This is a genomic window from Flavobacteriales bacterium (genome assembly GCA_019694795.1).
Classification (GTDB): domain Bacteria; phylum Bacteroidota; class Bacteroidia; order Flavobacteriales_D; family UBA2798; genus UBA2798.
The window spans coordinates 1-23,491 of sequence record JAIBBF010000043.1; the positions used below are offsets into that span (position 1 = coordinate 1).

Below are 23,491 nucleotides of genomic sequence, written 5' to 3' on the forward strand. Positions count from 1 at the left end.
GTATGTTTGTTTTATCATTAGTCCGCATGAAAAAGATTGCCCTCCCCCTACTCGTATTTTTGGCTGCCTGTGGTAGCGAAGCTGAGCCGAAAGAAGAAAAAAAAGACAGTGTTGTCAGCGAGTCCTTCGAAGCAATGCCGATTAAAAGTGATTACACCTACATCATCATCGATAAAAAAACCGGCGAAGAAAAAACATTGAATCAGGAAGAATACCTGGCCTCTCCTTATCTCGATAATCCAGATTTCGAAGTACGCGAAGAAATCAACGCGCAATAATTAATCCAGATCGTGTAATTCCCCGCCAAAATCGGCGCGGCGGATTCTCGTTTCAAATTCACGCCAGGCCTCTTTATCACTCATCAGCTTTCCCACCCAAACCCGCTTACGTTTTCCGTCGCGAATGTGGTATAATTTGTCGCCTTCAAAAACAAATTCGTTGATGTTAGAAAAAGAATACCGGCGCTTCATCGGTCCAATCAAGGCGTAAACAATTAGTTCGTTTCTTCTTAATTCAAAATACGAACGGGATAGATAAAGTGCTCCAGAAAAGGACAAAAACAAACACAGCGCCATTTGCGTCATCGATGCCTTTGCGGATAGGGTGAACAAATAAAAATTCATCAGAAAAAGCACAAAACCTGCAATCATTATTCCCCAACCCCAGGTTTTGGAATAGCCTACTTTTAATGTTTCCATACTTCAATAATAAGGAAAAACCATTTTCTTCATCACAGGGTGATGCAAATAGCTATCTTTACTCTGTAAATTAGTTAATATGCTTTTGCTCCATCCCGAACATTGGTCCGACTACGAACTGCTCGATTGCGGTGATTTTGAAAAACTGGAACGCTTCGGAAAATACATTACAATCCGTCCCGAACCTCAGGCGGTATGGGATAAAGCATGGCTGGAAACGGAATGGCAAAAACAGGCGCATGTAAAATTTGTACAAAAAAGCAGTTCTTCCGGTGAGTGGAAAAAACTAAAAGCAATGAATGATCAATGGGGAATTGAATATCCCATACAATCGCTCAAAGAAAATAACACCATTAAATTGCGTTTGGGACTCACCGCCTTTAAACACGTTGGCGTTTTTCCGGAACAAGCGGTTAATTGGGAATACATTGCCAAAGCCATTGCGGACATGAAAACCAAACAACCTCGCTTTCTCAATTTATTCGCATACACCGGAGCAGCGTCCCTGGCGGCATGTGCAGCAGGCGCGGAAGTATATCATGTCGATTCCATTAAACAAGTCGTGAGCTGGTCGAGAGAAAACATGGAAAAAAGCGGACTAAAAGATATTCGCTGGGTGGTAGAAGATGCGCTAAAGTTTGCCAAACGCGAATTGAAACGAGGGAATAAATACAATGGAATTATTCTGGATCCTCCTGCATACGGACACGGACCCAATGGCGAAAAATGGAAACTCGAAGAACAAATCAATGAACTGATGAAAGTGGTTTGCGATCTGCTGGATCCAAAAGAACATTTCATGATATTAAACGCCTATTCACTCGGATTCTCCAGCATCATAATCGAAAATTTACTTCGCGAAACGGCCGGAAAAAATCTCCAGACCGGAGAATTGTTCTTACAGGCAAAATCCGGAGTAAAATTACCACTTGGAGTATTCGGAAGATTTAGAAATTTCTAATGGTAAAATATCATATCGTCGGACAAGGAATTGCGGGGACTGTTTTGGCCATGGAACTTCTTCGCAGAGGAGAAACGCTCATCATCAGTAACGATCCAACACTTTCCAATTCATCACGAACTGCCGCTGGTTTATTTAATCCGCTGGTGTTTAAAAAACTCAGCAAAACATGGATGGCCGAAGAAGTGTTTCCGGCAGCCGAACATTTTTACAAGCGTGCCGAAGAACAATTGAAAACCTCCCTCTATCATGAACTACCATTGCTTCGGGTTTTCGGAACAGAATTCGAGGCCAAAGACTGGGAAACAAAAAAAACAATTCCCGAAATCGCGCAATACATTCAGGAAGAAAACAACGATCCGGCTGAACAACATTTTAACCGCAGATTCGGAACCGGGTGGGTGAAACATGCCGGGTATGTCGACACCAATGTATTTCTCACGGAAGCCAAAAAATTATTTGAATCGCAAACTATTTACCGCGAACAAAAAACAGATTACAACTCCATTCACCCTTCGGGTGATGGCTGGATCTGCAACGATATCGAATCGGAACACATCATTTTTTGTGAAGGTTGGTTAGGTAAAATGAATCCGTTTTTCTCCTGGCTTCCTTTTAATCCTGCAAAAGGAAATGTATTACACATTCGGAAAAAAGAGCTCAACCTATCCTGCATCATAAATGGCGGTGTTTTCATTTTACCCACAGGTAATCATGAATTTCGTGTTGGAGCAACATTCAGTTGGGATGAATTCAATGATCTTCCAACGGAAAAAGGGAGAAAAGAACTCTGCGACAAACTCAACGCATTGCTCGATTCCGATTTCGAAATCTTAACACAAATGGCAGGGGTTCGGCCAGCCACCATCGATCGTCGTCCCTTTCTCGGTAGTCACCCCACCGAAAAAGGCATTCACATCTTTAACGGATTAGGAACAAGAGGAGTAGTCCTTGCTCCCTACTTATCCCGAATTATGGCCGATTTTCTCAATGAAAACAAAGCCTTACCGGAAGATGTCGACATCCGCAGACACACCAAAACCGTTTAAGTAATTTCTTTTTGAACCACTGAGCAATTTCAGTGTACCGTTAGCATAAAAGCACGTAAATTGTTCCTATAAACCATTGGTCATGACCCGCAACCACTTTTTCATCATCGCTCTTTTTTGTATAACGGCTGTATTGGGACTCTCCTTCTCTCCAAAAAGCAAAAACGAATACCGTCTTAAAGCCATCACCCTGGCACAGGGTGACGATTACGCAAAACAATGGGCGGTGGTGGATTCCCTCGATAAAAAAGGACTCCCGAAATCGGCACTTGAAGAGGTTAAAAAAATAATGGGACTGGCTATTCGCGATAACAATGGACCACAAATTATTAAAGCCACGATTTATTCTATGAAATACAATACATATCTCGAGGAAGATGATTATGTATTGGCATTAAACGAACTCAATAAACTTGCAGAAAATTCCACTTCTCCACAAAAGGAAATGGTGCACTCCATAACAGCAGAAGTATATTGGGGCTATTATTTATCCAACCGCTACAAATTTCTCAACAGAACCAATACGGTTGAATTTAAAAATGAAGATATCCGAACCTGGGATTTAAAAACATTATCACAACGCATCACCTATCACTATCTTCTTTCGCTGGCTAATTCAGAGGTCACCAAAAAAATCACCACCGAAAGTTATGCCCCGGTAATTAATGCAGGAGATCGTTCAGAAAAATTAAGACCAACCTTATACGATTTTATTGCACATCGCGCAATTGATTTTTTCCGCTCTACCGAATTCGATGTTACACGCCCCGCAATAACATTTGTACTCGATAAGCCGGAATATTTTAACGAAGCTTCGCGCTTTGCAACGGAGAAACTTAGCACTAGTGATTCTCTTTCTACCAAGTTTTATGCGCTGTATTTGTTCAAAGAATTAACCGCATTTCACCAGGGTGATGCAGACCCTGCAGCGGCCATTGTTTTAGATTTAGAGCGACTCCAATTCGTGAAATCTCAATCAACGCTTCCGAATAAAGACACCCTCTATTATGCAGCACTAAAAAATCTCGAGAATAAATACAAAACAAATCCCTATGTTTCGGAAGTACAGTATGCCATTGCATCAGCTCACGTAGCAATGGCTGTAGCCTACAATCCGCTTTTACCGGAAAATGCGGCATCCAAAAACCAATACAATATTGCGCTGGAAATTCTTGATGCTGCCATTCAGCAAAACGGAAAAACATACGGGGCTGAATTATGTCAGGAATTAAAAGCACAGATCCTTTTAAAAGAATGCAATATTCAAACCGAAGATGTTGTTGCACCAAACCAGCCTTCTAAACTTCGTATTCAATACCGCAACCTTAAAACTGTTACTGTTCGCATTGTTGATATGGGTTGGGATTTCATCAACCGCCAGGATTATTCTCAAACCGATGAATACGTAGAAAAACTACTGTCCTTAAAAATGGTTCGCCAATGGGAGATTAATTTACAGGACGATGGCGATCATCATCGTCACGCCATTGAAGCAGAAATTCCGGCTCTTCCTAAAGGAAATTACATGGTGTTGGTATCAACAGATCCTAATTTCAAGTTTCAAAACAACAATATTTCTTTTGTTCCGCTGGGAGTATCCAACATCGCTTATACCGAGCGCAGAAATTATGAAGACGAGTCGTACGATATTGCTGTTTACGACAGAAATTCGGGTGCGCCGTTAAAAAATGTAAAGGCACAGATTTATTACAAGGAATATAACTACAGAACCAGACGATACGAAATACATCGGGCTGAATCGTATGTGACCAATATCGACGGACAATTCCACATTCCTGCAACAAATAAAAACTACCGCTACATGTACATCGATTTCACCATGGGTGATGATCGTTTAAATTCCGACCGCAGTTATTATCAATACAAACCTTACCGTTATAACGAAAATAAAGTTGTAACCCACTTCTTTACCGATAGAGGCATTTATCGTCCGGGACAAACTGTTTATTTCAAAGGAATCCGCATAAGCAGCGACGAAAACGGAGAGAACCCAAAAATTCGTCCCGACGAAGCCGTTACCGTAACGCTGTACGATTTTAATTACCAGAAAATCGCCGACCTCCAATTACGCACAAATGAATACGGAACCTTCAGCGGAACATTCACTGCACCTATGGGGGTAATGAACGGACAAATGCACATCACGGATGGATATGGTTCAAAATATTTTTCTGTAGAAGAATACAAACGTCCAAAATTTGAAGTGAACATCAATCCGGTTCAGGGATCCTATAAGCTTTATCAAAACGTAAAAGTCACAGGTAAAGCCACTGCCTACTCCGGAGCAAACATCGACGGGGCAAAAGTAAAATACCGAATTACACGAAGTGTATATTACCCTTATCATTGGTACTATTCCTGGTACGGAAGATATCCGGAATCGCAACAAACAGAAATTTTAAACGGAGAAAGTCTCACCGACGAATCCGGTAATTTCTCCATATTATTTCCTGCACTTCCAGATGAAAAAATTGGTAAAGAAGGATTACCTGCGTTTATGTATTCTGTTTCGGCAGATATTACCGATATCAACGGTGAAACACGCAGTGCAAATTCTGTGGTATATGTGGGATATTCTACACTCGTATTAAGTCATGAATTACCTTCAGAAATTTCTATTCACGAAAAGAAAAAATACGCCATTCACAGTACCAATCTTAATGGATCTAATGTGGTTGCTAACGGAAAAATTAGCGTCTTTAAATTAAAACAACCCGCACAAATTATTCTTGAACGCCGACTCGAAAAATCGGATCGCCATCAGCTTTCCAAATCAGAATACGGAAAATCTTTCCCGTTGGATGAATACGAAAATGAAAAAGATCAGAGCAAATGGGAAAAAGAAAAAGAAGTGTGGAACTATAATTTTAATACTTCAAAACCCGACTCCATCGAGTTCAAAAATCGCAATAGCTGGACTCCCGGATATTATTTAATTGAATCGGTAGCTAAAGATACATTTGGCGTAGAAGTAAAAGATGTCCGCTACTTCACCGTGAAAGATGAAAAAAGTTCCAAAATGTATTTCCCTGAAGCGCTTTTGGTGGATGGCCCGCAAGGAGAATTACAACCCGGAGATATAGCGAAATTCAGCATTTCTTCTCAATATAAAAACGCGAGTGTGTTAATGGAAATCGAAGAAAAAAATAAAATCGTTTCCAAAAAATGGATTGTACTCAACGAGGAACAAAAAACAATCGAAATTCCCATCGAAGAAAAGCACCGAGGTAATTTCGGCGTTCACTTTACGTTGGTTAAAAACAGTCATTTTTACAATTCCACCCATATCATCAGCGTTCCCTTCCGCAACAAGGAGATCGATATTGAATTCGAAACTTTCCGCAATAAAATTCTACCGGGAAGTCAGGAAGAATGGCGTTTAATTTTAAAAGGGAAAAAAGGTGAAAAACTTGCCGCAGAAATGTTAATGACCATGTACGATGCGTCGCTGGATGCATTTGCGGGCAATTATTTTTACCTCAATCCATACCCTTATTACTACGCTCAAAAACAATGGAACACCGGTTTTGGATTTGGCAATAAGACGGGAAGCAATTACAATGAAAACTGGAATAATTACTATTATTTCTCCCACCGCCGCTTCGATCAGTTAAACTGGTTCGGATACCAGATGTATTATTACGGCCGTTACAATTACCGCAATCCCGGATATTATTTATCAGACGACGAGATTGTTTCTAACGCAGAGGTTGATTTAAAAGCTACAGAGGCAATGGCTCCAGTGCGGGAAGAAGCAACCCGAAGTAAAGACAAACGAGAAGATGCCAACATGCAATCTGTTACTACAGCCACTGGTGCTGTTGCTGATAATTTTGCTATGGAAAAAACGATAGACAATCTTGATGGTGATCTCTCCGGTGGATTAAACGGCAAGAAAAATATGGGCGGAGAAGAATTGTCGGGTGTAAAAGCACGCAGCAATTTAAGCGAGACAGCCTTTTTCTATCCCGAACTGGAAACTGATGAAAACGGTAGAATCATTGTAAAATTCACAGCGCCGGAAGCATTAACCAAGTGGAAGGTATTAGGATTGGCCCACACCAAAGATTTAATGACCGGCACAATAACTAAAGAATTAGTTACACAAAAAGAATTAATGGTTGTTCCCAATGCACCACGCTTCTTCCGCGAAAACGACCGCATCATTTTCACTGCAAAAGTGAGTAATGTTTCCGATAAAGATTTAAAAGGTAAAGCACAGCTCTTCCTATTTGATGCTGTTACCATGAAACCGGTAGATGGGTCGTTTGGAAACCATAAAGGAGCGCAGGATTTCGAAACGAAAAAAGGACAAAGTGCATCTGTTTCATGGGAGCTTTCCATTCCGGAAAATGTTGGTGCGGTAACCTATCGTGTGGTGGCAAAAGCGGGAGAACATTCCGATGGAGAAGAAATGGCCGTTCCCGTGCTCAGCAACCGAATGCTGGTAACTGAATCCATGCCGCTCCCTGTTCGTAAAGCGGGAACAAAATCCTTCCGCTTCGAAAAACTAATTAACTCCGGAAATTCAAAAACACTGCGTCACCACAACCTCACACTCGAGTTCACTTCCAATCCTGCATGGTATGCCATTCAGGCTATGCCTTACATGATGGAATATCCGTATGAATGTGCCGAGCAAACCTTCACACGTTTTTATTCCAATTCCATCGCCACGCACATCATGAATTCCTCTCCAAAAATTAAAGCCGTGGTGGAAAGTTGGAAAAACAGTAGTCCGGAAGCGTTCCTCTCCAACCTCGAAAAAAATCAGGAATTAAAATCGCTCATGCTCGAAGAAACACCATGGGTTTTGGAGGCGAAAGACGAATCGGAACGCAAAAAGAGAATTGCATTGTTGTTCGACCTCAACCGTATGAATAATGAACTGGGAAGAGCGCTCAAAAAATTAAATAAAATGCAATCCTCCAATGGCGGATGGCCCTGGTTTGAGGGAATGCCTGAAAGCAGATACATTACCCAACATATTGTTACCGGCTTTGGTCACCTCGATAAATTAGGTGTAAAAAATGTTCGTCAGGATAACACCACCTGGAACATGGTACGCGATGCAGTGCGTTATCTGGATGCGCGTGTAGCAGAAGATTATCTCTTCATCAAAAAACACCATCCCGACTACCGCGAAAAACAATTCATCAATTACGATATCATTCAATTCCTCTATGCCAGAAGTTATTTTAAAGATATCGAAATGAACTCAACGCTAAAAGAAGCATTGGTGTATTATAAAGAACAAGCCAATAAATACTGGCTCAACTTTAATCTCTATGCACAGGGAATGCTCGCATTAGCATCGAACCGTTTCGATCAAAAACCCCTCGCTGGCGATATCGTAAAATCCATCCGCGAAAAATCCATTCATCATGATGAATTAGGAATGTACTGGAAAGATAATGTAGTGGGCTATTCATGGTATCAGGCCCCCATCGAAACCCATGCACTCATGATTGAAATGTTCGATGAAGTGGCCAACGACCAGGAATCTGTGGAAGAATTAAAAGTTTGGCTGCTTAAAAACAAACAGACGTCCGACTGGAAAACAACCAAAGCAACAGCCGAAGCTTGTTATGCATTACTGCTCCGCGGAACGGCCATTTTGGAAAACGATGAAATTCCGGAAATAAAAATTGGTAACGACATCTTTGATCCTGCAAAACAAGAGGTGAAAGTTCAGGCCGGTACGGGATATTTTAAAACTTCCTGGAGTAATGATCAGATTAAGCCGGAAATGGGACAAGTCACCATCACCAAAAAGAAAGATGGTGTAGCATGGGGAGCCTTGTATTGGCAGTATTTTGAACAACTCGATAAAATCACCCCACACGAAACACCGTTGAAACTGAATAAAAAGTTATTCCTGGTGAACAATACTCCGGAGGGACCAAGCATGAGTCCGGTAACCGAAAAAACCAAACTCGAAACCGGCTCCAGAGTGCGGGTTCGAATTGAACTGAGGGTGGACCGCGCCATGGAATATGTGCACATGAAAGACATGCGTGCTTCTTGTTTTGAACCGGTCAATGTCTTCTCCCGCTATAAATGGCAAGATGGTTTAGGCTATTTCGAAAGCACACGAGATGCTGCCACCAATTTCTTTTTCGAATATTTACCCAAGGGTACGCATGTGTTCGAATACGACCTCTTAGTGGCTCACCTTGGTGATTTCTCGAATGGAATTACCACCATTCAATGTATGTATGCCCCTGAATTTACCTCACATTCCGAAGGAATTAGAGTGAATGTTAGCGGAAAGTAGTTTGCGGGGACTGTTTTGAAGTCCTATATTTGAAAAAAAAGTCTGCACATGAAACGCATTTATCTTTTGTTGGCCCTGCCGGCAATGCTCAGTCTCCACAGTTGTGGCGGAGGCGAAAACAAAGGCGAAGGTGAGAATTCGGACAGCACTAATACCGAATCAGCCGAAGTCGATTATACAGGAATGAGCGAGTTCGACCTGAATCCGCATGGTTTAAAAACCACTATTATGGTTACCGACATCATCGCCGAAAACGGTGATCCTTTTCCGGTAAACGTTGTTCAGGACAGAGACATGCTCACCTGGGATGTTAAAGTCGGAAACGAAGGCACCGAAGAGTTTTATCTCGTTATTGAAGAGGTAGACGGAGAAGGAAACTATATCGCCCGCGAAAAAGAACGTCTGGCTAACGATGTAGTATTTGCTGAAGAGTTTATTGTGGATGAACCCAACTTATTTCTCTACAAAGCATCATTACCCGAAGGAGCTGGTCAACGCGACTATTTCCATGTATTCGGTCTGGTAAAAATCGGAGGTGTTGAGTACATCGCAAAAAGCTTTGCAATGGGCGAATACAGCAAGGTTCAAGCTGAAGATATGCTGAAAGCGATTCGTTCCATTAAGTAACTATCAGAAATAACAAAGCATAAAAAAAGGAGGGATTACCCTCCTTTTTTCGTTTCAGTTTATTTTATTATTTCTCTGCTTTCTTTCCTTCTGCTACGGGAGCTTTCAGGTAAATATCAGAGAGATCATAGAAGTTCATCGGGTTATTATGGAAGTTGTGAACGTTCGAATGCAAGAGTCGATAGTTTTCCACGTACCAAATGATAAGTACAGGACAGTCCTCCATTAAAATGCGCTCAGCTTCTGCAAAATGATTCAGGCGCTCTTCCTCTGTTTTTGCAGCCATACCCGCTTCATATTCCTTGTCAAAAGCAGGATTCTTATAACGCATGGTATTCGGATGAGAAGGTAAATCCATAGTAGCAGGTACGTTTTTACCATAACCAATGCTCAGGAACGACTCCGGTGATGGGAAATCTGCTACCCAGGCCGAACGGAAAATATCTGCTCTTCCGTATTGTGAATCGTCAATTTTTTGAGCCAGCGAAACCTGTTCCAGTTCAACATTAATTCCTAACACTTCTCTCCATTGAGAAATTACCTCACTGGCTACTTTCGTATTTCTGGATCCGCCGTAGTTCACCAATAATTTCAACGTTGGAAATCCTTTTCCATTAGGATATCCGGCCTGAGCCATTAATTTCTTTGCTAATTCAGGGTTGTAGGTATAGCCTTTAATTTTAGACGTATCGTATTTCGAGAACTGATACAATGGCGGAACTAAACCATAGTTACCGGTTTGGTTCTGGCGCGGACCATTTGCTGCTGCTTGTCCGTTCAATACCTCTTCCATAATTTTTGTGCGGTCGATCGACATAGCTAATGCTCTGCGAACACGAACATCTTTAAAATGCGGACGCGTTAAATTCAGTTCATAAAACTGGGTCGACATTTCCGGCTCGCGCAACAAAATATATTTAGGCGGTTTATTGGTAAAATCAGGAATGTTTTCCTGCACCACTTCAGTAATTTTCTCTGCCGGCAAACCATAAATCATCGAAAGTTCTCCGTTTTGAAACATCGAAAGTTCATCCGTGCTTTCAGCAATGAAATGGTAATGCACCGTATCAAGATAAGGCAATTGATTTCCGTGTTTATCCGAGCGATAATAGTTCTCGTTACGAACCAAAAACAATTCCGATTTTTCATCACCACCGGTGGCTACACGAAATGCCCCTGTTCCGATTTTTAAATCCTTACCATATTTTTCATACGCTTCCTTCGGAATAATAGCAGTAATCGGGTTAGCCAGTAAATACAAGAATGAGGATGAAGGCTCTACCGTTTTAATTTTCACCGTGTGATCATCCACCACTTCTACACCTGTTAAGGAATTACTTTCTCCATTATAGAATGCAACAGCTCCTTCAAGACGATCTTTAAATGTCGCCTCGAAATTTTGATCGCTAACACCTTTGGTACACAATAATTCAAATGAATATTTTACATCGGCAGCCGTGAACTCACGTCCTTTCCCCTCTGCGAAACAAGCATCGTCATGAAATTTTGCACCCTTTACCAGATGGAAAGTGTACTCTTTCTGATCTTCGCTTACTTCCCACTTTTCTGCCAGCGATGGCTGAATTGAAAGGTCTTTCTGATTTAAACGAACAAGCCCTTCGTAAATCTGCCATGCAATATGAGCAGATCCCACGTCCTTAATATCATAAGGAAATAAGGTCTTAAACTTTTCATTTTCAGCGAGACTAAAGGTTCCGCCGTAAACCACATCACCTTTGGCAACGCGTTTGGGTGCTCCGGTTTCAGTAGTTCCGGATTCTTTATTTCCGCCACAGGCGACGATTAGCAGTGATCCTGCAAGGATGTAGGCCAGGGATCTTCTCATGTTGATGCGATTTTGGGATACTAACAATAATAAGCTTTAACGTACAAAAATGCAAAAATTATCCATTGGTTCTGTTAGTCTTAACTTTCCAATACTTTATCGACGAATTTTGGTCGAAAAAGGGTGATTTTTTCGCTATTTGGTTTTGTTTTCAGGAAAATAGCCCTTATTATTGCGCCTTAATAAAAAGACTGTACTTACATCAAGCGATGATGAAACAAATACTACTTCCGGTTTTATTTCTGTTTGCGGCATTAAATGCCAGTGCATCCTTTCTGGTTCTGGAAGGAAATTATCAGGGAAAAAACCTGTATGTTCAGAACCCTTTTGCCACGGGTGGTCCCGGCTTTTGCACCATTAAGGTGATGGTTAACGATAACGTAACTACAGATGAGTGGAACTCCTCTGCGTTCGAAATCGACCTCAGCCTGCATAAGCTGAATGTTGGAGATCCGGTAACGATTAAAATCGAGCACAAAGAAGGATGTACCCCTAAAGTGTTGAACCCAGAGGTTCTTAAACCAAAGTCAACATTCGAAGTTGTGGACATGCAAGTAACTCCTGCAGGGAAACTTACCTGGAAAACCAAAGGAGAAAACGGAAAACTTCCTTATGTAATCGAGCAAAAAATCTGGAACAAATGGATTCCCGTAGGAGAAGTTAACGGAGAAGGTACTGCCGGTGAACACAATTATGATTTCCAATTAACCCCACACTCCGGTGAAAACACCGTTCGCGTTAAACAGGTTGACTACACCAACAAACCACGTTACTCCCAACCAAAAACCTTTGCTGATCCATCTGTAAAAGAAGTTGATTTCATTCCTAAAAGAGTGAAAAACTCTCCTATTAAGTTCGTAGAAACCGGAACAGAAAAAGGTGTTAAAACCCGCTATGAAATATATGATTCATACGGTAACATCGTTAAAAAAGGATATGCCGACCAAGTAGATGTTTCTACTCTGAAATCAGGAGCGTATTATATTAATTTCGACAATAAAGATTCTCAGTTCATCAAAAACTGATAAGCGAAAAAAATAATATAAAAGCCTCCGGAATTCGGGGGCTTTTTATTTTTCCATAATTAAGCGAAAAGATTACTTTTGCAATCGAGTTGTACGTTTATTACATCTCGGGCCTATAGCTCAGCCGGTTAGAGCATCTGACTCATAATCAGAGGGTCCCTGGTTCGAGCCCAGGTGGGCCCACCAAAGCGGGATCTTATTCCCGCTTTTTTATTTCTTTAAATCCTTCAAACAGATTCAGCCACAAAATAGCCATGAAGCAGATAAAACCCGATGCAATAATTTTAGATTTTGGTGGTGTTATTATCGATATCAATTACCAAAAACCAATTGAGGAATTTAAAAAACTCGGGGTCGACCTCAGTTATTCGCAGGCAGAACAATCGACCTTGTTCGACGATTTCGAAACGGGCTCCATTAGTCCCCAGAAGTTCCGCGAAGCCATCCGGAAACAGAGTCAACAAGTCCTTAGTGATGATCAAATTGATGATGCCTGGAACAGCATCTTAGGGAGCATTCCCGAACATCGGGTGGAATTGCTCATACAGCTTAAACAGAAATACCCGCTCTATTTATTAAGCAATACCAACGAAATTCATATCGCCTCGTTCGAAGAGGAAATGATCAGAGAATATGGTCACCATATCCTCGAAGAAAACATGTTGGGCGTGTATTATTCTTCGCGAATAGGCCAACGAAAACCCCATGCAGCAGCCTTTCATCATGTGCTTCATGAAAATGGATTGATCCCTCAAAACACATTGTTTATTGATGACTCCATCCAGCATGTAAATGGAGCATTAAAAGTCGGACTGAATGCCCATCACCTGAAAGGTGAATTAAAAGATCTGCTACAACAACTGGAACTACTTTAATGCGGGATTATCCTGACACAGTTCCACCAAAACCCCATTGGTTGATTTCGGATGAAGAAATGCAATGATTTTTCCGTCCGCACCCGATTTTGGACTCTTGTGAATTAATTCAAACCCTTCGTTTTGCAAACGTGCTATTTCCGATTCAATATTTGTTACATCAAAAGCAATATGGTGAATCCCCTCTCCTTTTTTCTCAATGAATTTAGCAATGGCACTTTCCGGATTCGTCGCTTCAAGTAATTCAATTTTTGTTTCTCCCATCTGGTAAAACAAGGTCCGCACGCCTTCACTCTCTACCGCTTCCTCTTTATACGATTCGCGATTTAACAATACATCAAAAAGCTTTGCTGAATTCGCAATGCTTTTTACGGCTATTCCAATGTGTTCAATCTTATTCATACCCAAAACTAATTCAGAATATTTAAATTCCATAAGGCCTTTCCTTAATTATGAAGTGTAACAAAAAATAGTACACTTTTTTCGCATTTAGTTTGCCTTCGCTAATTTGGTTTAGCTTGCTGTTATCTATTTGTTTAACCTATGCATTTAGGAAAAAAAATCAAATTATTGCGTTTAGCGAAAGGATGGAGTCAGAATGAACTGGCAATTAAAATCGGAAGATCCAGGCATTTGGTGGCTTACATCGAACAGACCGGAAAAATAAACAAAGGAACACTCGCAATCGTTTCAGAAGTACTAGGGGTCCCGGCAAAAATACTGGCCTCTTATTCGATATCAGAAGATAAAGACACGAAATTACATTCGGTCATTTCTAAGCTCGAAGAAACGATTAATGAGTTAAACGAAAAATGTTCTGCGATGAACGCAAAACTCGCCGAACTTGAAAAAAAATGTCCCCCTCAGAATTAGCACAAACGAAATTCGGTTTGTTTGCGTTATAAGGCAATGAAATCTTCATTTCTTGTCCTTCTTTTTCTGCTCTCTTCGTTGCTCGGTTTTTCTTCGGAACGCGACCAACAATTGAATGCCTTAAAAAATAAAATCGCCGAAAAAAAAGCATTGGTGGTTCATGTAATGATTCCCCTTTGCGATAACAAATACCAAGGCATTGTTCCGGTAAACGATCAACTCGGCGACGGCACTAACCTCAACACGAATTTGTATTGGGGTGCCGGCTATGGATTCAGATCGTATTTCAAATTAAAGACGGACTGGAAGCTTGTGCACAAAATAGCAAACCACAGTTCTACCGTATTGGAACGTGTTGCATTTACTAAAACAATAGGCAGCACCAGGGTGATAATGGTTGGAGATGCATTTCGCGGTGATCAAATGAAAGATTGCCTACGACAATTCACTTACGCTCTTGCAGGAAAGAAAAAAGACAGCGTTAATATTCCAAACCTAGGCACCATTCAATTGGGATCTGATGCCGATTTGCTGATTTTTAGCGGTCACAATGGATTAATGGACGACACCCTGCACATTCCCGAACCAATCGATAATAAAGAACGGGAAGCGATGGTTATAGCGTGTTATTCCGATTCCTATTTTCAACCTCTGCTCAAAAAATTAAAAACATATCCCCTTATAACTACATCCGGACTTTTAGCCCCGGAAGCCTATGTAATGCATGCCGGAATTGAAGCCTGGGCAAAACTAAAAACTGCTAATGAAATCAGAATAGCCTGTGGGGATGCTTATTATGCCAAACATCCATCATCCACACAAGGTGGTTGCAGAAACTTATTCCGGACCGGTATTCGCTGAAAATAAAAACCGGAAAAGGGTGGACGATTTTCTATATTTGAGTCCACATTTCAAATGAAAAAACCAACGATTATAGTCACCGGAGGTGCGGGCTTTATTGGCTCACATACGGTAGTTGAATTAAATCAATCAGGCTTTCGGCCGGTTATTGTAGATAATTTTTCAAATTCCGAGCCTTTTATTTTAGATCGCATTGCGGAATTGTGTGGGGAAAAAATAGAATCCTACACCATTGATTGTACCAAAGAAGAAGATTTCGAGCGTGTTTTTTCCAATGAAAAACCAGATGGTGTAATACACTTTGCCGCATTTAAAGCCGTTGGCGAATCGGTAAACGAACCTTTGAAATATTATCATAATAACATTGGTTCATTGGTGGTGCTATTAAACCTGATGGAAAAACACGGAGTAAGAAATTTAGTTTTTTCTTCCTCCTGTACGGTTTATGGTCAACCCCACCAGGTTCCTGTAACAGAATCTTCACCTGCTAAAAATTCGCAATCACCATATGGTTTTACCAAAGTGGTATGCGAACAAATGATCAACGATGTTCACGAATCCGGTAGTCATTTATCTGCCGTTTTACTCCGCTACTTTAATCCCATCGGTGCTCACCCCAGTGGTAAATTGGGAGAATTACCGAGAGGAATCCCGAATAATCTTGTCCCCTATATTACCCAAACAGCTGCGGGACTACGAAGTAGTTTAACCATTCATGGAAACGACTACTCCACTTCAGACGGTACATGTATTCGCGATTACATTCATGTGGTTGACCTTGCCCAGGCACATATTGCGGCTTTGAATTGGATAACAAAATCAGAGGAAGCAACAGTGGAGGTGTTTAATGTAGGAACCGGAAATGGAAATTCGGTATTAGAGGTGGTAAATACGTTTCAAGATGTTGCCGATCAATCGCTGAATTATTCCATTGGTCCGCGTCGCTCCGGTGATGTTGAACAAATATGGGCATCAACGGAAAAAGCGGAAAAGATACTCGGATGGAGACCTTCATTGAGTTTAAAAGATGCACTTCGTGATGCCTGGAACTGGCAACAAAAGTTAAAATGATGAAGCCGCTCCTTTACCTCTGCCTGATTTTACCTCAACTGGCTTTTGCTCAAATTTCAGCAGAAGAAACTTATACCTCTTTTATTGCACCTAAAAATCCGGAGGGACCGGAACGACAAGATCGCTGGATGGTGGACCTTAGTTATTCCTCCTGGTTAGAATACCCTTCAAACATTGAATTAAAGCCCTTTGGACACAGCATCGGTGTTCAGCGGATGATTGACCTGCCCCTGAATAAAAAAAGTACCTTTGGCTTTGCAATTGGCTTCGGATTTAATTCGCAAAACTATTATCACAACGGTGCATTTGCCGAACAGCTCGACAGTTTGAATCAGCATCAGGGATATACCATTGTCCCTTTACCTGCGGGATATGAATACAAACGAAACAAGATTTCATTCAATTACCTCGAAATACCGGTTCAAATTAGAATCCGCTCATCCAAAAAATGGCACTTTTTCTTTTATCCCGGATTTAAAGCAGGATGGCTGTTTAATGATCATACCAAAATCATTGACGATTCCGGAAAATATAAACGATTCGGATTTAAAGGATTCACCCAAATACAATATGGTCCCACGCTTCATATTGGCTTTAACCGATTTGCCGTGTATGGATTTTATTCCCTTACACCCATCTTAAAAGACGGACCGGCATTTTCTGTTTTTAGTATGGGAATTTCCCTCAACTTTTTTTAATCACTCTTCGGGAAACATCAATTTCCAGGCTTCTCGTGCGGCCAATTGTTCGGCTTCCTTTTTCGTGCGCGCAATAGCTTTGGCGATGGCTTCGGAGTCGATCTGAATGGCAATTTCATATTGCATCTCGGCACCAAGGTTGGCTTCTGATATTAAAATGAAATCAATTTTCTTGCGCTCACGTTGCGACCAGATAATGATTCTGCTTTTATAATCACTTTCTACCTTAATGAGTTCCTCCAGATTAATGTGGGCCTCTAAAATCCGGTGTAAGATTATTTTTCGGGTAAACTCAAATCCCTTATCCAGATAAATGGCTCCGATTAAAGCTTCAAAAGCGTTTCCTAATAATGATTTTGGATTATTAATTCCAAATTGTGTATGGCGCACCTGTTGGTCCAAATGAAACTTTTCACCTAGGTGATTCAACATTTCACGCTTTACAATTTTCGATTTCAACTTGGTCAGAAATCCCTCCGTCTCCGATGGAAATTTTAGGAAAAGATATTCCGCAACTACCGTATCTAAAACCGCATCACCTAAAAACTCCAGCCGTTCATTGCTTCGTTCATGTGCATTAGGTTCTTCCCGCAAATGCGATTTGTGCAAAAAAGCCTGGTGATAAATGGATGTGTTTTTGGGCCAAAATCCGAAATGACTCTGAATAAAAGCTGCGAGTGCTTTGTCATCAGAATTCCTATAACGGAAACGTGCAAACAATGGAATTAGCCTTGGAACTTCTTCAGGATAATGGAAGCATTATGACCGCCAAAACCAAAGGTGTTGCTCAGTGCATAATTAACGGTGCGTTTTTGCGCCGTATGGAAAGTTAGATTCAGACGGTTGTCCAGATCCGGATCATCGGTAAAGTGATTAATGGTTGGTGGAATGATATCCTGACTAACCGCTAAAACACATGCTAAAGCTTCAATCGCTCCGGCAGCACCTAAAAGGTGACCGGTCATTGATTTGGTAGAACTGATGTTCAATTTGTAGGCATGCTCTCCAAATACACCAACAATGGCCTTCGTCTCTGCAATATCGCCGAGTGGGGTTGATGTTCCGTGAACATTAATATAATCGATGTCTTCTGCTTTAATTCCTGCATCTTTTAAGGCATTGCGCATAACATTCAATGCACCTAATCCTTCCGGATGAGGGGCAGTAAGATGGTGTGCATCGGCCGACATCCCGCCGCCTACTACTTCGGCGTAAATTTTTGCTCCTCTTTTTTTGGCGTGCTCATATTCCTCAAGAATTAAGCAACCTGCTCCTTCACCCAATACAAAACCATCACGATCCTTATCGAAAGGACGGGATGCTGTTTCGGGAGAATCGTTGCGGGTGGACAAAGCATGCAACGCGTTAAATCCGCCAACTCCTGTTTCGTGTACCGTAGCTTCAGAACCTCCGGTAATGATCACATCTGCTTTCCCTAATCGAATATAGGTAAAGGCGTCGTTAATCGCGTTGGTGGAGGAAGCACAGGCAGAAACCGTGGTGAAATTGGGTCCTCTAAAACCGTAATGAATGGAAATGTGCCCGCTGGCAATATCCGCAATCATTTTAGGGATAAAGAAGGGATTAAAACGAGGTGTTCCGTCGCCGCCGAAAAAACCCTGACATTCGTCCTGAAAAGTTTTTAATCCTCCAATTCCGGATCCCCAAATAACCCCGGCACGATCCAGATCGATCGTTTGAGGGTCGATGGAAGAATCTTTCATGGCTTCAGCAACTGCAACCAATGCAAATTGAGTGTACTGGTCAATTTTGCGGGCTTCCTTTTTCTCGAAATGATCTTCGGGATTAAAATTCTTTACCTCACAGGCAAAGCGGGTTTTAAACTTACTGGCATCGAAACGAGTAATCGGAGCAGCTCCGCTAACGCCTTTAATAAGGCTGGCGAAATATTCAGGCGCTGTACTCCCTATAGGTGTAAGCGCACCAATCCCTGTTACGACAACTCGTTTCAATTCCATAAGCTTTTTTTAGAGGGAAGTAATTACTTCGCGTTGTTCTGAATGTAAGTGATAGCATCACCTACAGTGGCGATCTTTTCAGCCTGATCGTCCGGAATCGCAATATTGAATTCCTTTTCAAACTCCATGATAAGCTCAACGGTGTCTAATGAATCGGCTCCAAGATCATTTGTGAAACTTGCAGCTTCAGTTACTTCCGCCTCGTCAACACCTAATTTATCAACGATGATTGCGATTACTCTTGACTTGATGTCAGACATGATTTTCTCCTTTCTTATTTGGTATTACAGGGTGCAAAGAAAAAACCTTTTTGGAAAATTATCAAAATCTTTTTTCGCACAGCTAATAGTTTGTTTCTCAAAACCATATGGAAAACCCCGCTATCCCTTACGAATTCAACGCTTTGAGGCGGACCGAACTTCTTCAATTAATCCGTTTTTTGCCCCTTCGGCATCCACAATTGGCACATAACGGCCTCCCCCCATGGTAGCAATGCTTTCCATAGATTTCGCATCACGTTCCGTGTTTTTAATGGCCAAAACACTTGTAACAATCCCTTTTTTGTAATAACGCTTCACCAAAGGTGCAACATCGGAGGTGTAAAGGTTAAATGCTCCATCGGTTGCCATAATTACTTGGTTGTTTCCGTTTGGAATAAAATGGCGCATGGCCATCTCATAAGCTAACTTCATTCCTTCCGATCCTGCAGTATTCCCGCTTCCTTCCATGGTGCGGATACGGTCAATTATCGTTTGTTTATCACTGCCGGAAATGTTATCCATGATTACCCGGGCTTGTGAGGAATAAACGACTAAGGAAACTTTATCGTCAGGTCCCAGACCCGCACATAGTTCAATCATCGACATTTTTAATAAATCCATTTTACCATCCATCATCATGGATGCACTGACGTCAATTAAAAACACCAGATTATTGGTTTTATATCCTTCACCGGAAGGTGACTCTTTGATGCTTATTTCCGGTTTTTCAATTTCAATGGGTGTACTGTCCTTAGGAGAGAGCAATTGATCTTCGGTCGTTAACAATGGCTCTAATTCTTTCGGTTTATTGGGGTCAACAATTGGGTCTGGACGATCGCGGTAAAAAAGACTATCGTCTACCTGATCATATCCCTTTTCAATAATGGGTATCATTTCAATGACTACTTTGTTGTTTCGCACATTCACATACCGGTCAAACTCTTTATTCTTAAATCCGCTTGCTGTTGAAATGAAATAATAGTAGCCCAGATCAATGTTTCGGATAATTTTTCCGGAGCGGTCGCTTATAAAACGATATTTTTCTATTCCCAGATAAATCATACTCACTTTTGCGCCGATAATATTTTCACCTGTGTGAGCATTAATCACCAGCACCTCCATTTCAAAATTGGGTACCCGACCCGTTTCGGAAACGCGGTTAAAATCCGGACAAGCCAAATCGCCCAGGGATGGAAGTTCGTTCACTTCCCCACTGATGCTAATGATCAAGGGCTCATTGAGGGCGCTCACATAAACCTGAATCTGGCGTTGAAATTTTCCGGTTTCTTTGGGGTTATACTGCACCCGTACGGTGATGGTACTATCCGGCATTAAGGTTCGGTTACTATATAAAACCGAAACATCCTTATCGCATTCGGTACGGAGTATAAATGCTTTTTTGCCTGAAGTGTTCTTTAATTCAAAATCGGTAAAGCGTTCCGATTTCGCACCGATGATGCCGAAATGAACGTGTTGTCTGCTAAAGCGGAATTGCGCCTCTGCTTGACCAAATAACAGAAATAAAAATAAAAGAAGTGCTCCTCGCTTTATCATGAAAATTTATAACGCAGAAATCAAGCCAGGGTTTTATTTTTTTACAAATGGATATAATCCATCCGCCACTTTTCTGTCGTTACTAAGCTTAGGAACCTTGTTTTGTCCACCTAATTTCCCCTGCGATTTCATATACGCGTTAAAACCGTTTTTCTCTACCCTCCTTAACTTAAGTGGTTGCAATACATTTCCTTTAATAAGATCGTTGTAATAGATGTTTTTTTCCATCATGGCCCGCTCAAGTTCCAGGGTAAAGTCTTCCAGTTGGACCGGCTCTTCTGCAAACTCAATAAACCATTCGTGGTAAGGCAAGCCTTCTGCAGGATTAACCTGGGGTGCTAAATGGAATTCCACGGCTTGTCCACCATGTTTCTGAATGGCCCTGTGAATAGCAAATTCCACCTCTTCGCCTATTACATGTTCGCCAAATGCTGAGGTATAATGCTTAATTCTTCCGCTCACGATGATACGGTAAGGATCGAGAGATACAAATTTTACGGTATCGCCAATATTATAGGCCCACATCCCCGCATTGGTGTTGAGGATAATGACGTAGTTGACATTTAGTTCGACTTCTTCGAGGGATAGTCGACGCGGATTTTCAGAGAAAAATTCATCTGCGGGAATAAACTCATAAAAAATTCCCATCCATGTGGTGAGCAATAATCCGGGAGCTTGTTGACTATCCTGAAATGCTAAAAATCCTTCTGAAGCGGGGTACAATTCAACACTGTCGATATCCTTCCCGATTAACTTCCGGAAACGGGCACGGTAAGGCTCAAAATTAACGCCTCCATACACAAACAACGAAAACTCAGGGAAAACTTCAGATACACTTTTCTTTCCTGTTTTCTCCAGTAAAAGTTCAAAATACATTTGTACCCAGCTGGGAATACCACTGATTAAGCGCATGTCCACCGGAATCGTTTCGTCCGCAATGGCTCTTACTTTTGTTTCCCAGTCTTCAATGCAGTTAGTGGCATAACTAGGCATTCTGTTTCGCTGAAGATATTGAGGAACATGATGCGCAACTATACCGGACAAACGTCCCAACGGAATTCCGTTTTTATCGCTAAGTTCCGGACTGCCCTGTAAAAAAATCATTTTTCCATCTACAAATGAAGCGTTCCCCGTTTCTGCTATGTAACTGAGCAATGCATATTTTGCCGAATTAATATGATTCGGCATCGACTCCTTTGTAAGCGGAATGTATTTAGTTCCCGAGGTAGTACCGGAGGTCTTGCACAAATAAAGCGGTTTGCCCGGCCATAACACATCGGGTTTTCCGGACACCATTTCATCGATATAACTTTTTAATCCCTCATAATCGCGAACCGGGACCCTCGCTTTAAAATCGTCATACGTTTTAATCTCAGAAAAACCGTGGTCCTTGCCGAATTTTGTTGTTTTGGCGCGTTCAATCAGGTATAAAAACTGCTCCTTTTGCGACTGAACAGCACATTTCGATAAGCGATTTATTTTCTTTTTAATCAACCGTGCATACGGTTTGCTTAAGGAAGCTTTTATTCCCATCGTTTAAAAAATAAGATAGTTCTGCGGATCAATCGGTTTGCCACGGTGCCATAGTTCGAAATGTAAATGCGGACCATCACTCAATTCGCCGGAATTACCCGCAATGGCTATTACATCTCCTGCTTTTACAACATCTCCTGTCTTTTTGAGCAAAACAGCATTGTGTTTATAGACCGACACCAGATTGTTGCTGTGTTGAATATGAATTTCGTGACCACCATCGGAAGACCAGTCGGCAAAAACGACCGTACCATCAAGGGTTGCTTTAATACCATCTGCCGAAGGCGCAGAAATATCTATACCGAAGTGACCTTCCCGCTTGTTGAACGATTGCGTGATTTCACCCTGCAAAGGGGTGAAAAAAAAGATGCCATACATGTTATCGTTACTTAAAACGATATTGTTTTGACCCGAACGAATTTCATATTTTTCTTCTGCTTCTATTTTTTGCCGCAATACAGAATCGGCCGGTGAAAGCTCGAAATTGATGTTTGCATAATTTTTTTCGGGACTATCCTCCACCAGGGTATCTGAAATACGATCGCCATTTAAAATCCCCTGAATATTTTTTACATACCGCTCATATTTCACCAATTCTGCCTCTAGCGAATCAACTTTTATCCGATTATCAATTAAGGCCTCCCGTTCACTGCCGTCGGGATAACCGGGAATAAACTCCCGCAGCGGGGTATAAGCAATAAGCATTGTGGTAAGTCCAATCAGCAACAACGCAAACATTCCCAACCAGATAAAGAGGTTTAAAGGCGAAAGGCGAAGTGAAAATTTTTCTGCGAAGGAACCTTCATCGAGTATCACAAGCCGATACTTTAAACGAAGCTTCTTCATCGCTTTACGGCGCTTTTCCCTTCGAATCTCCTTTTTTGAGGCTTGTTCCATACGTTTCAAATATCGTAAAAATCATTCGAGTGGAACTTAATCGGCTGTTTTAAGGAAAAATAAAATATTTTTGCCCTTCCAGAGTTATTAACTGGATTAAGCAAACTGGTGAACACGTTCCGACAGATCCTTTCTTTTAGATCCCTTTTAGTCATTGTTTTGATGCTGGGCCAATTGTCCTGTTCTACAGAAAAGAACACGGCCATCAATAAGGGGTATCACAACATGACAGCTCATTATAACGGCTATTTCAATGCCCGTGAGTTGATCAAGGAATCCATGAAATCGTTCCGAGAAACCTATAAGGAAGATTATACCAAAATACTTCCGGTGTTTTTGTATGCAGACGAAAGCACGGCTTCGAATTTATATCCGGTAATGGACCG

Annotated in this window: 20 protein-coding genes and 1 tRNA gene; 12 read left to right on the plus strand and 9 right to left on the minus strand. The window is 41.4% G+C overall.

What is annotated here, in order from left to right; all coding sequences use genetic code 11:
- Positions 1 to 278 (plus strand): hypothetical protein (locus K1X56_11525; GenBank protein MBX7095346.1); only part of this gene is annotated, 278 nt, incomplete at its 5' end.
- Here K1X56_11525 and K1X56_11530 read toward each other — a convergent pair.
- Positions 279 to 698, minus strand: coding sequence for a hypothetical protein (locus K1X56_11530; protein ID MBX7095347.1), 420 nt, complete (start codon positions 696 to 698; stop codon positions 279 to 281).
- Positions 699 to 777: 79 nt separating this feature from the next.
- Between K1X56_11530 and K1X56_11535 the strand changes: the two genes are divergently transcribed.
- The 4 genes from K1X56_11535 to K1X56_11550 all read left to right on the plus strand — a co-directional run bounded on the left by K1X56_11535 (position 778) and on the right by K1X56_11550 (position 9,633).
- Positions 778 to 1,659, plus strand: a complete 882-nt coding sequence (locus tag K1X56_11535) for a class I SAM-dependent methyltransferase (protein ID MBX7095348.1) — start codon at positions 778 to 780, stop codon at positions 1,657 to 1,659.
- Positions 1,659 to 2,708: an FAD-binding oxidoreductase gene (locus K1X56_11540; GenBank protein ID MBX7095349.1), complete on the plus strand. Its 1,050-nt coding sequence runs from the start codon at positions 1,659 to 1,661 to the stop codon at positions 2,706 to 2,708. The genes K1X56_11535 and K1X56_11540 overlap by 1 nt, the downstream gene beginning before the upstream one ends.
- 82 nt (positions 2,709 to 2,790) lie before the next feature.
- Positions 2,791 to 9,006, plus strand: a complete 6,216-nt coding sequence (locus K1X56_11545; protein ID MBX7095350.1) for an alpha-2-macroglobulin — start codon at positions 2,791 to 2,793, stop codon at positions 9,004 to 9,006.
- Positions 9,007 to 9,054: 48 nt separating this feature from the next.
- Entirely contained in the window at positions 9,055 to 9,633 is a 579-nt protein-coding gene (locus K1X56_11550; protein MBX7095351.1) for a hypothetical protein, read from the plus strand.
- Positions 9,634 to 9,700: 67 nt separating this feature from the next.
- Here the strand turns inward: K1X56_11550 and K1X56_11555 are convergent, their stop codons facing one another.
- Positions 9,701 to 11,479: an ABC transporter substrate-binding protein gene (locus tag K1X56_11555; GenBank protein MBX7095352.1), complete on the minus strand. Its 1,779-nt coding sequence runs from the start codon at positions 11,477 to 11,479 to the stop codon at positions 9,701 to 9,703.
- A 212-nt stretch (positions 11,480 to 11,691) separates the two neighbouring features.
- On the opposite strand from K1X56_11555, the gene K1X56_11560 reads away from it, so the two are divergent.
- The 3 genes from K1X56_11560 to K1X56_11570 all read left to right on the plus strand — a co-directional run bounded on the left by K1X56_11560 (position 11,692) and on the right by K1X56_11570 (position 13,379).
- On the plus strand, positions 11,692 to 12,504 hold the full coding sequence (locus K1X56_11560) for a T9SS type A sorting domain-containing protein (GenBank protein MBX7095353.1): 813 nt from the start codon (positions 11,692 to 11,694) through the stop codon (positions 12,502 to 12,504).
- A 109-nt stretch (positions 12,505 to 12,613) separates the two neighbouring features.
- Positions 12,614 to 12,690: transfer RNA gene (locus K1X56_11565), tRNA-Ile, on the plus strand.
- Positions 12,691 to 12,758: 68 nt separating this feature from the next.
- The gene (locus K1X56_11570; protein MBX7095354.1) at positions 12,759 to 13,379 is read left to right on the plus strand and encodes an HAD family phosphatase; all 621 of its coding nucleotides are present in this window, start codon (positions 12,759 to 12,761) and stop codon (positions 13,377 to 13,379) included.
- On the opposite strand, the gene mce is transcribed toward K1X56_11570, so the two are convergent.
- The gene (gene mce, locus K1X56_11575; protein ID MBX7095355.1) at positions 13,371 to 13,781 is read right to left on the minus strand and encodes a methylmalonyl-CoA epimerase; all 411 of its coding nucleotides are present in this window, start codon (positions 13,779 to 13,781) and stop codon (positions 13,371 to 13,373) included. The genes K1X56_11570 and mce overlap by 9 nt on opposite strands.
- A 141-nt stretch (positions 13,782 to 13,922) precedes the next feature.
- On the opposite strand from mce, the gene K1X56_11580 reads away from it, so the two are divergent.
- From K1X56_11580 to K1X56_11595, 4 genes are read left to right on the plus strand one after another with little or no spacing between them, the layout of a single operon-like run.
- The gene (locus K1X56_11580) at positions 13,923 to 14,252 is read left to right on the plus strand and encodes a helix-turn-helix domain-containing protein (GenBank protein ID MBX7095356.1); all 330 of its coding nucleotides are present in this window, start codon (positions 13,923 to 13,925) and stop codon (positions 14,250 to 14,252) included.
- Positions 14,253 to 14,288: 36 nt separating this feature from the next.
- Entirely contained in the window at positions 14,289 to 15,113 is an 825-nt protein-coding gene (locus tag K1X56_11585; protein ID MBX7095357.1) for a hypothetical protein, read from the plus strand.
- A gap of 54 nt (positions 15,114 to 15,167) precedes the next feature.
- Positions 15,168 to 16,184 carry a UDP-glucose 4-epimerase GalE gene (gene galE / locus K1X56_11590; protein ID MBX7095358.1) on the plus strand — a complete coding sequence of 339 codons (1,017 nt, stop codon included), beginning with the start codon at positions 15,168 to 15,170 and terminating at the stop codon, positions 16,182 to 16,184.
- A complete protein-coding gene (locus K1X56_11595; protein MBX7095359.1) occupies positions 16,181 to 16,882 on the plus strand; it encodes a PorT family protein in 702 nt (233 codons plus the stop codon). The genes galE and K1X56_11595 overlap by 4 nt, the downstream gene beginning before the upstream one ends.
- Here the strand turns inward: K1X56_11595 and rnc are convergent, their stop codons facing one another.
- From rnc to K1X56_11625, 6 genes are all read right to left on the minus strand, one after another.
- A complete protein-coding gene (gene rnc, locus K1X56_11600; GenBank protein ID MBX7095360.1) occupies positions 16,883 to 17,602 on the minus strand; it encodes a ribonuclease III in 720 nt (239 codons plus the stop codon). It lies immediately after the preceding gene.
- 5 nt (positions 17,603 to 17,607) lie between these two features.
- Positions 17,608 to 18,861, minus strand: coding sequence for a beta-ketoacyl-ACP synthase II (gene fabF, locus K1X56_11605; GenBank protein MBX7095361.1), 1,254 nt, complete (start codon positions 18,859 to 18,861; stop codon positions 17,608 to 17,610).
- A gap of 23 nt (positions 18,862 to 18,884) precedes the next feature.
- Positions 18,885 to 19,121, minus strand: coding sequence for an acyl carrier protein (locus K1X56_11610; GenBank protein ID MBX7095362.1), 237 nt, complete (start codon positions 19,119 to 19,121; stop codon positions 18,885 to 18,887).
- A 135-nt stretch (positions 19,122 to 19,256) separates the two neighbouring features.
- Positions 19,257 to 20,675: a VWA domain-containing protein gene (locus K1X56_11615; protein ID MBX7095363.1), complete on the minus strand. Its 1,419-nt coding sequence runs from the start codon at positions 20,673 to 20,675 to the stop codon at positions 19,257 to 19,259.
- Positions 20,676 to 20,708: 33 nt separating this feature from the next.
- Complete coding sequence (locus K1X56_11620; GenBank protein ID MBX7095364.1) at positions 20,709 to 22,208, minus strand: GH3 auxin-responsive promoter family protein; 1,500 nt, start codon at positions 22,206 to 22,208, stop codon at positions 20,709 to 20,711.
- Positions 22,209 to 22,211: 3 nt separating this feature from the next.
- The gene (locus K1X56_11625) at positions 22,212 to 23,105 is read right to left on the minus strand and encodes a M23 family metallopeptidase (GenBank protein ID MBX7095365.1); all 894 of its coding nucleotides are present in this window, start codon (positions 23,103 to 23,105) and stop codon (positions 22,212 to 22,214) included.
- Positions 23,106 to 23,491: the final 386 nt, after the last annotated feature.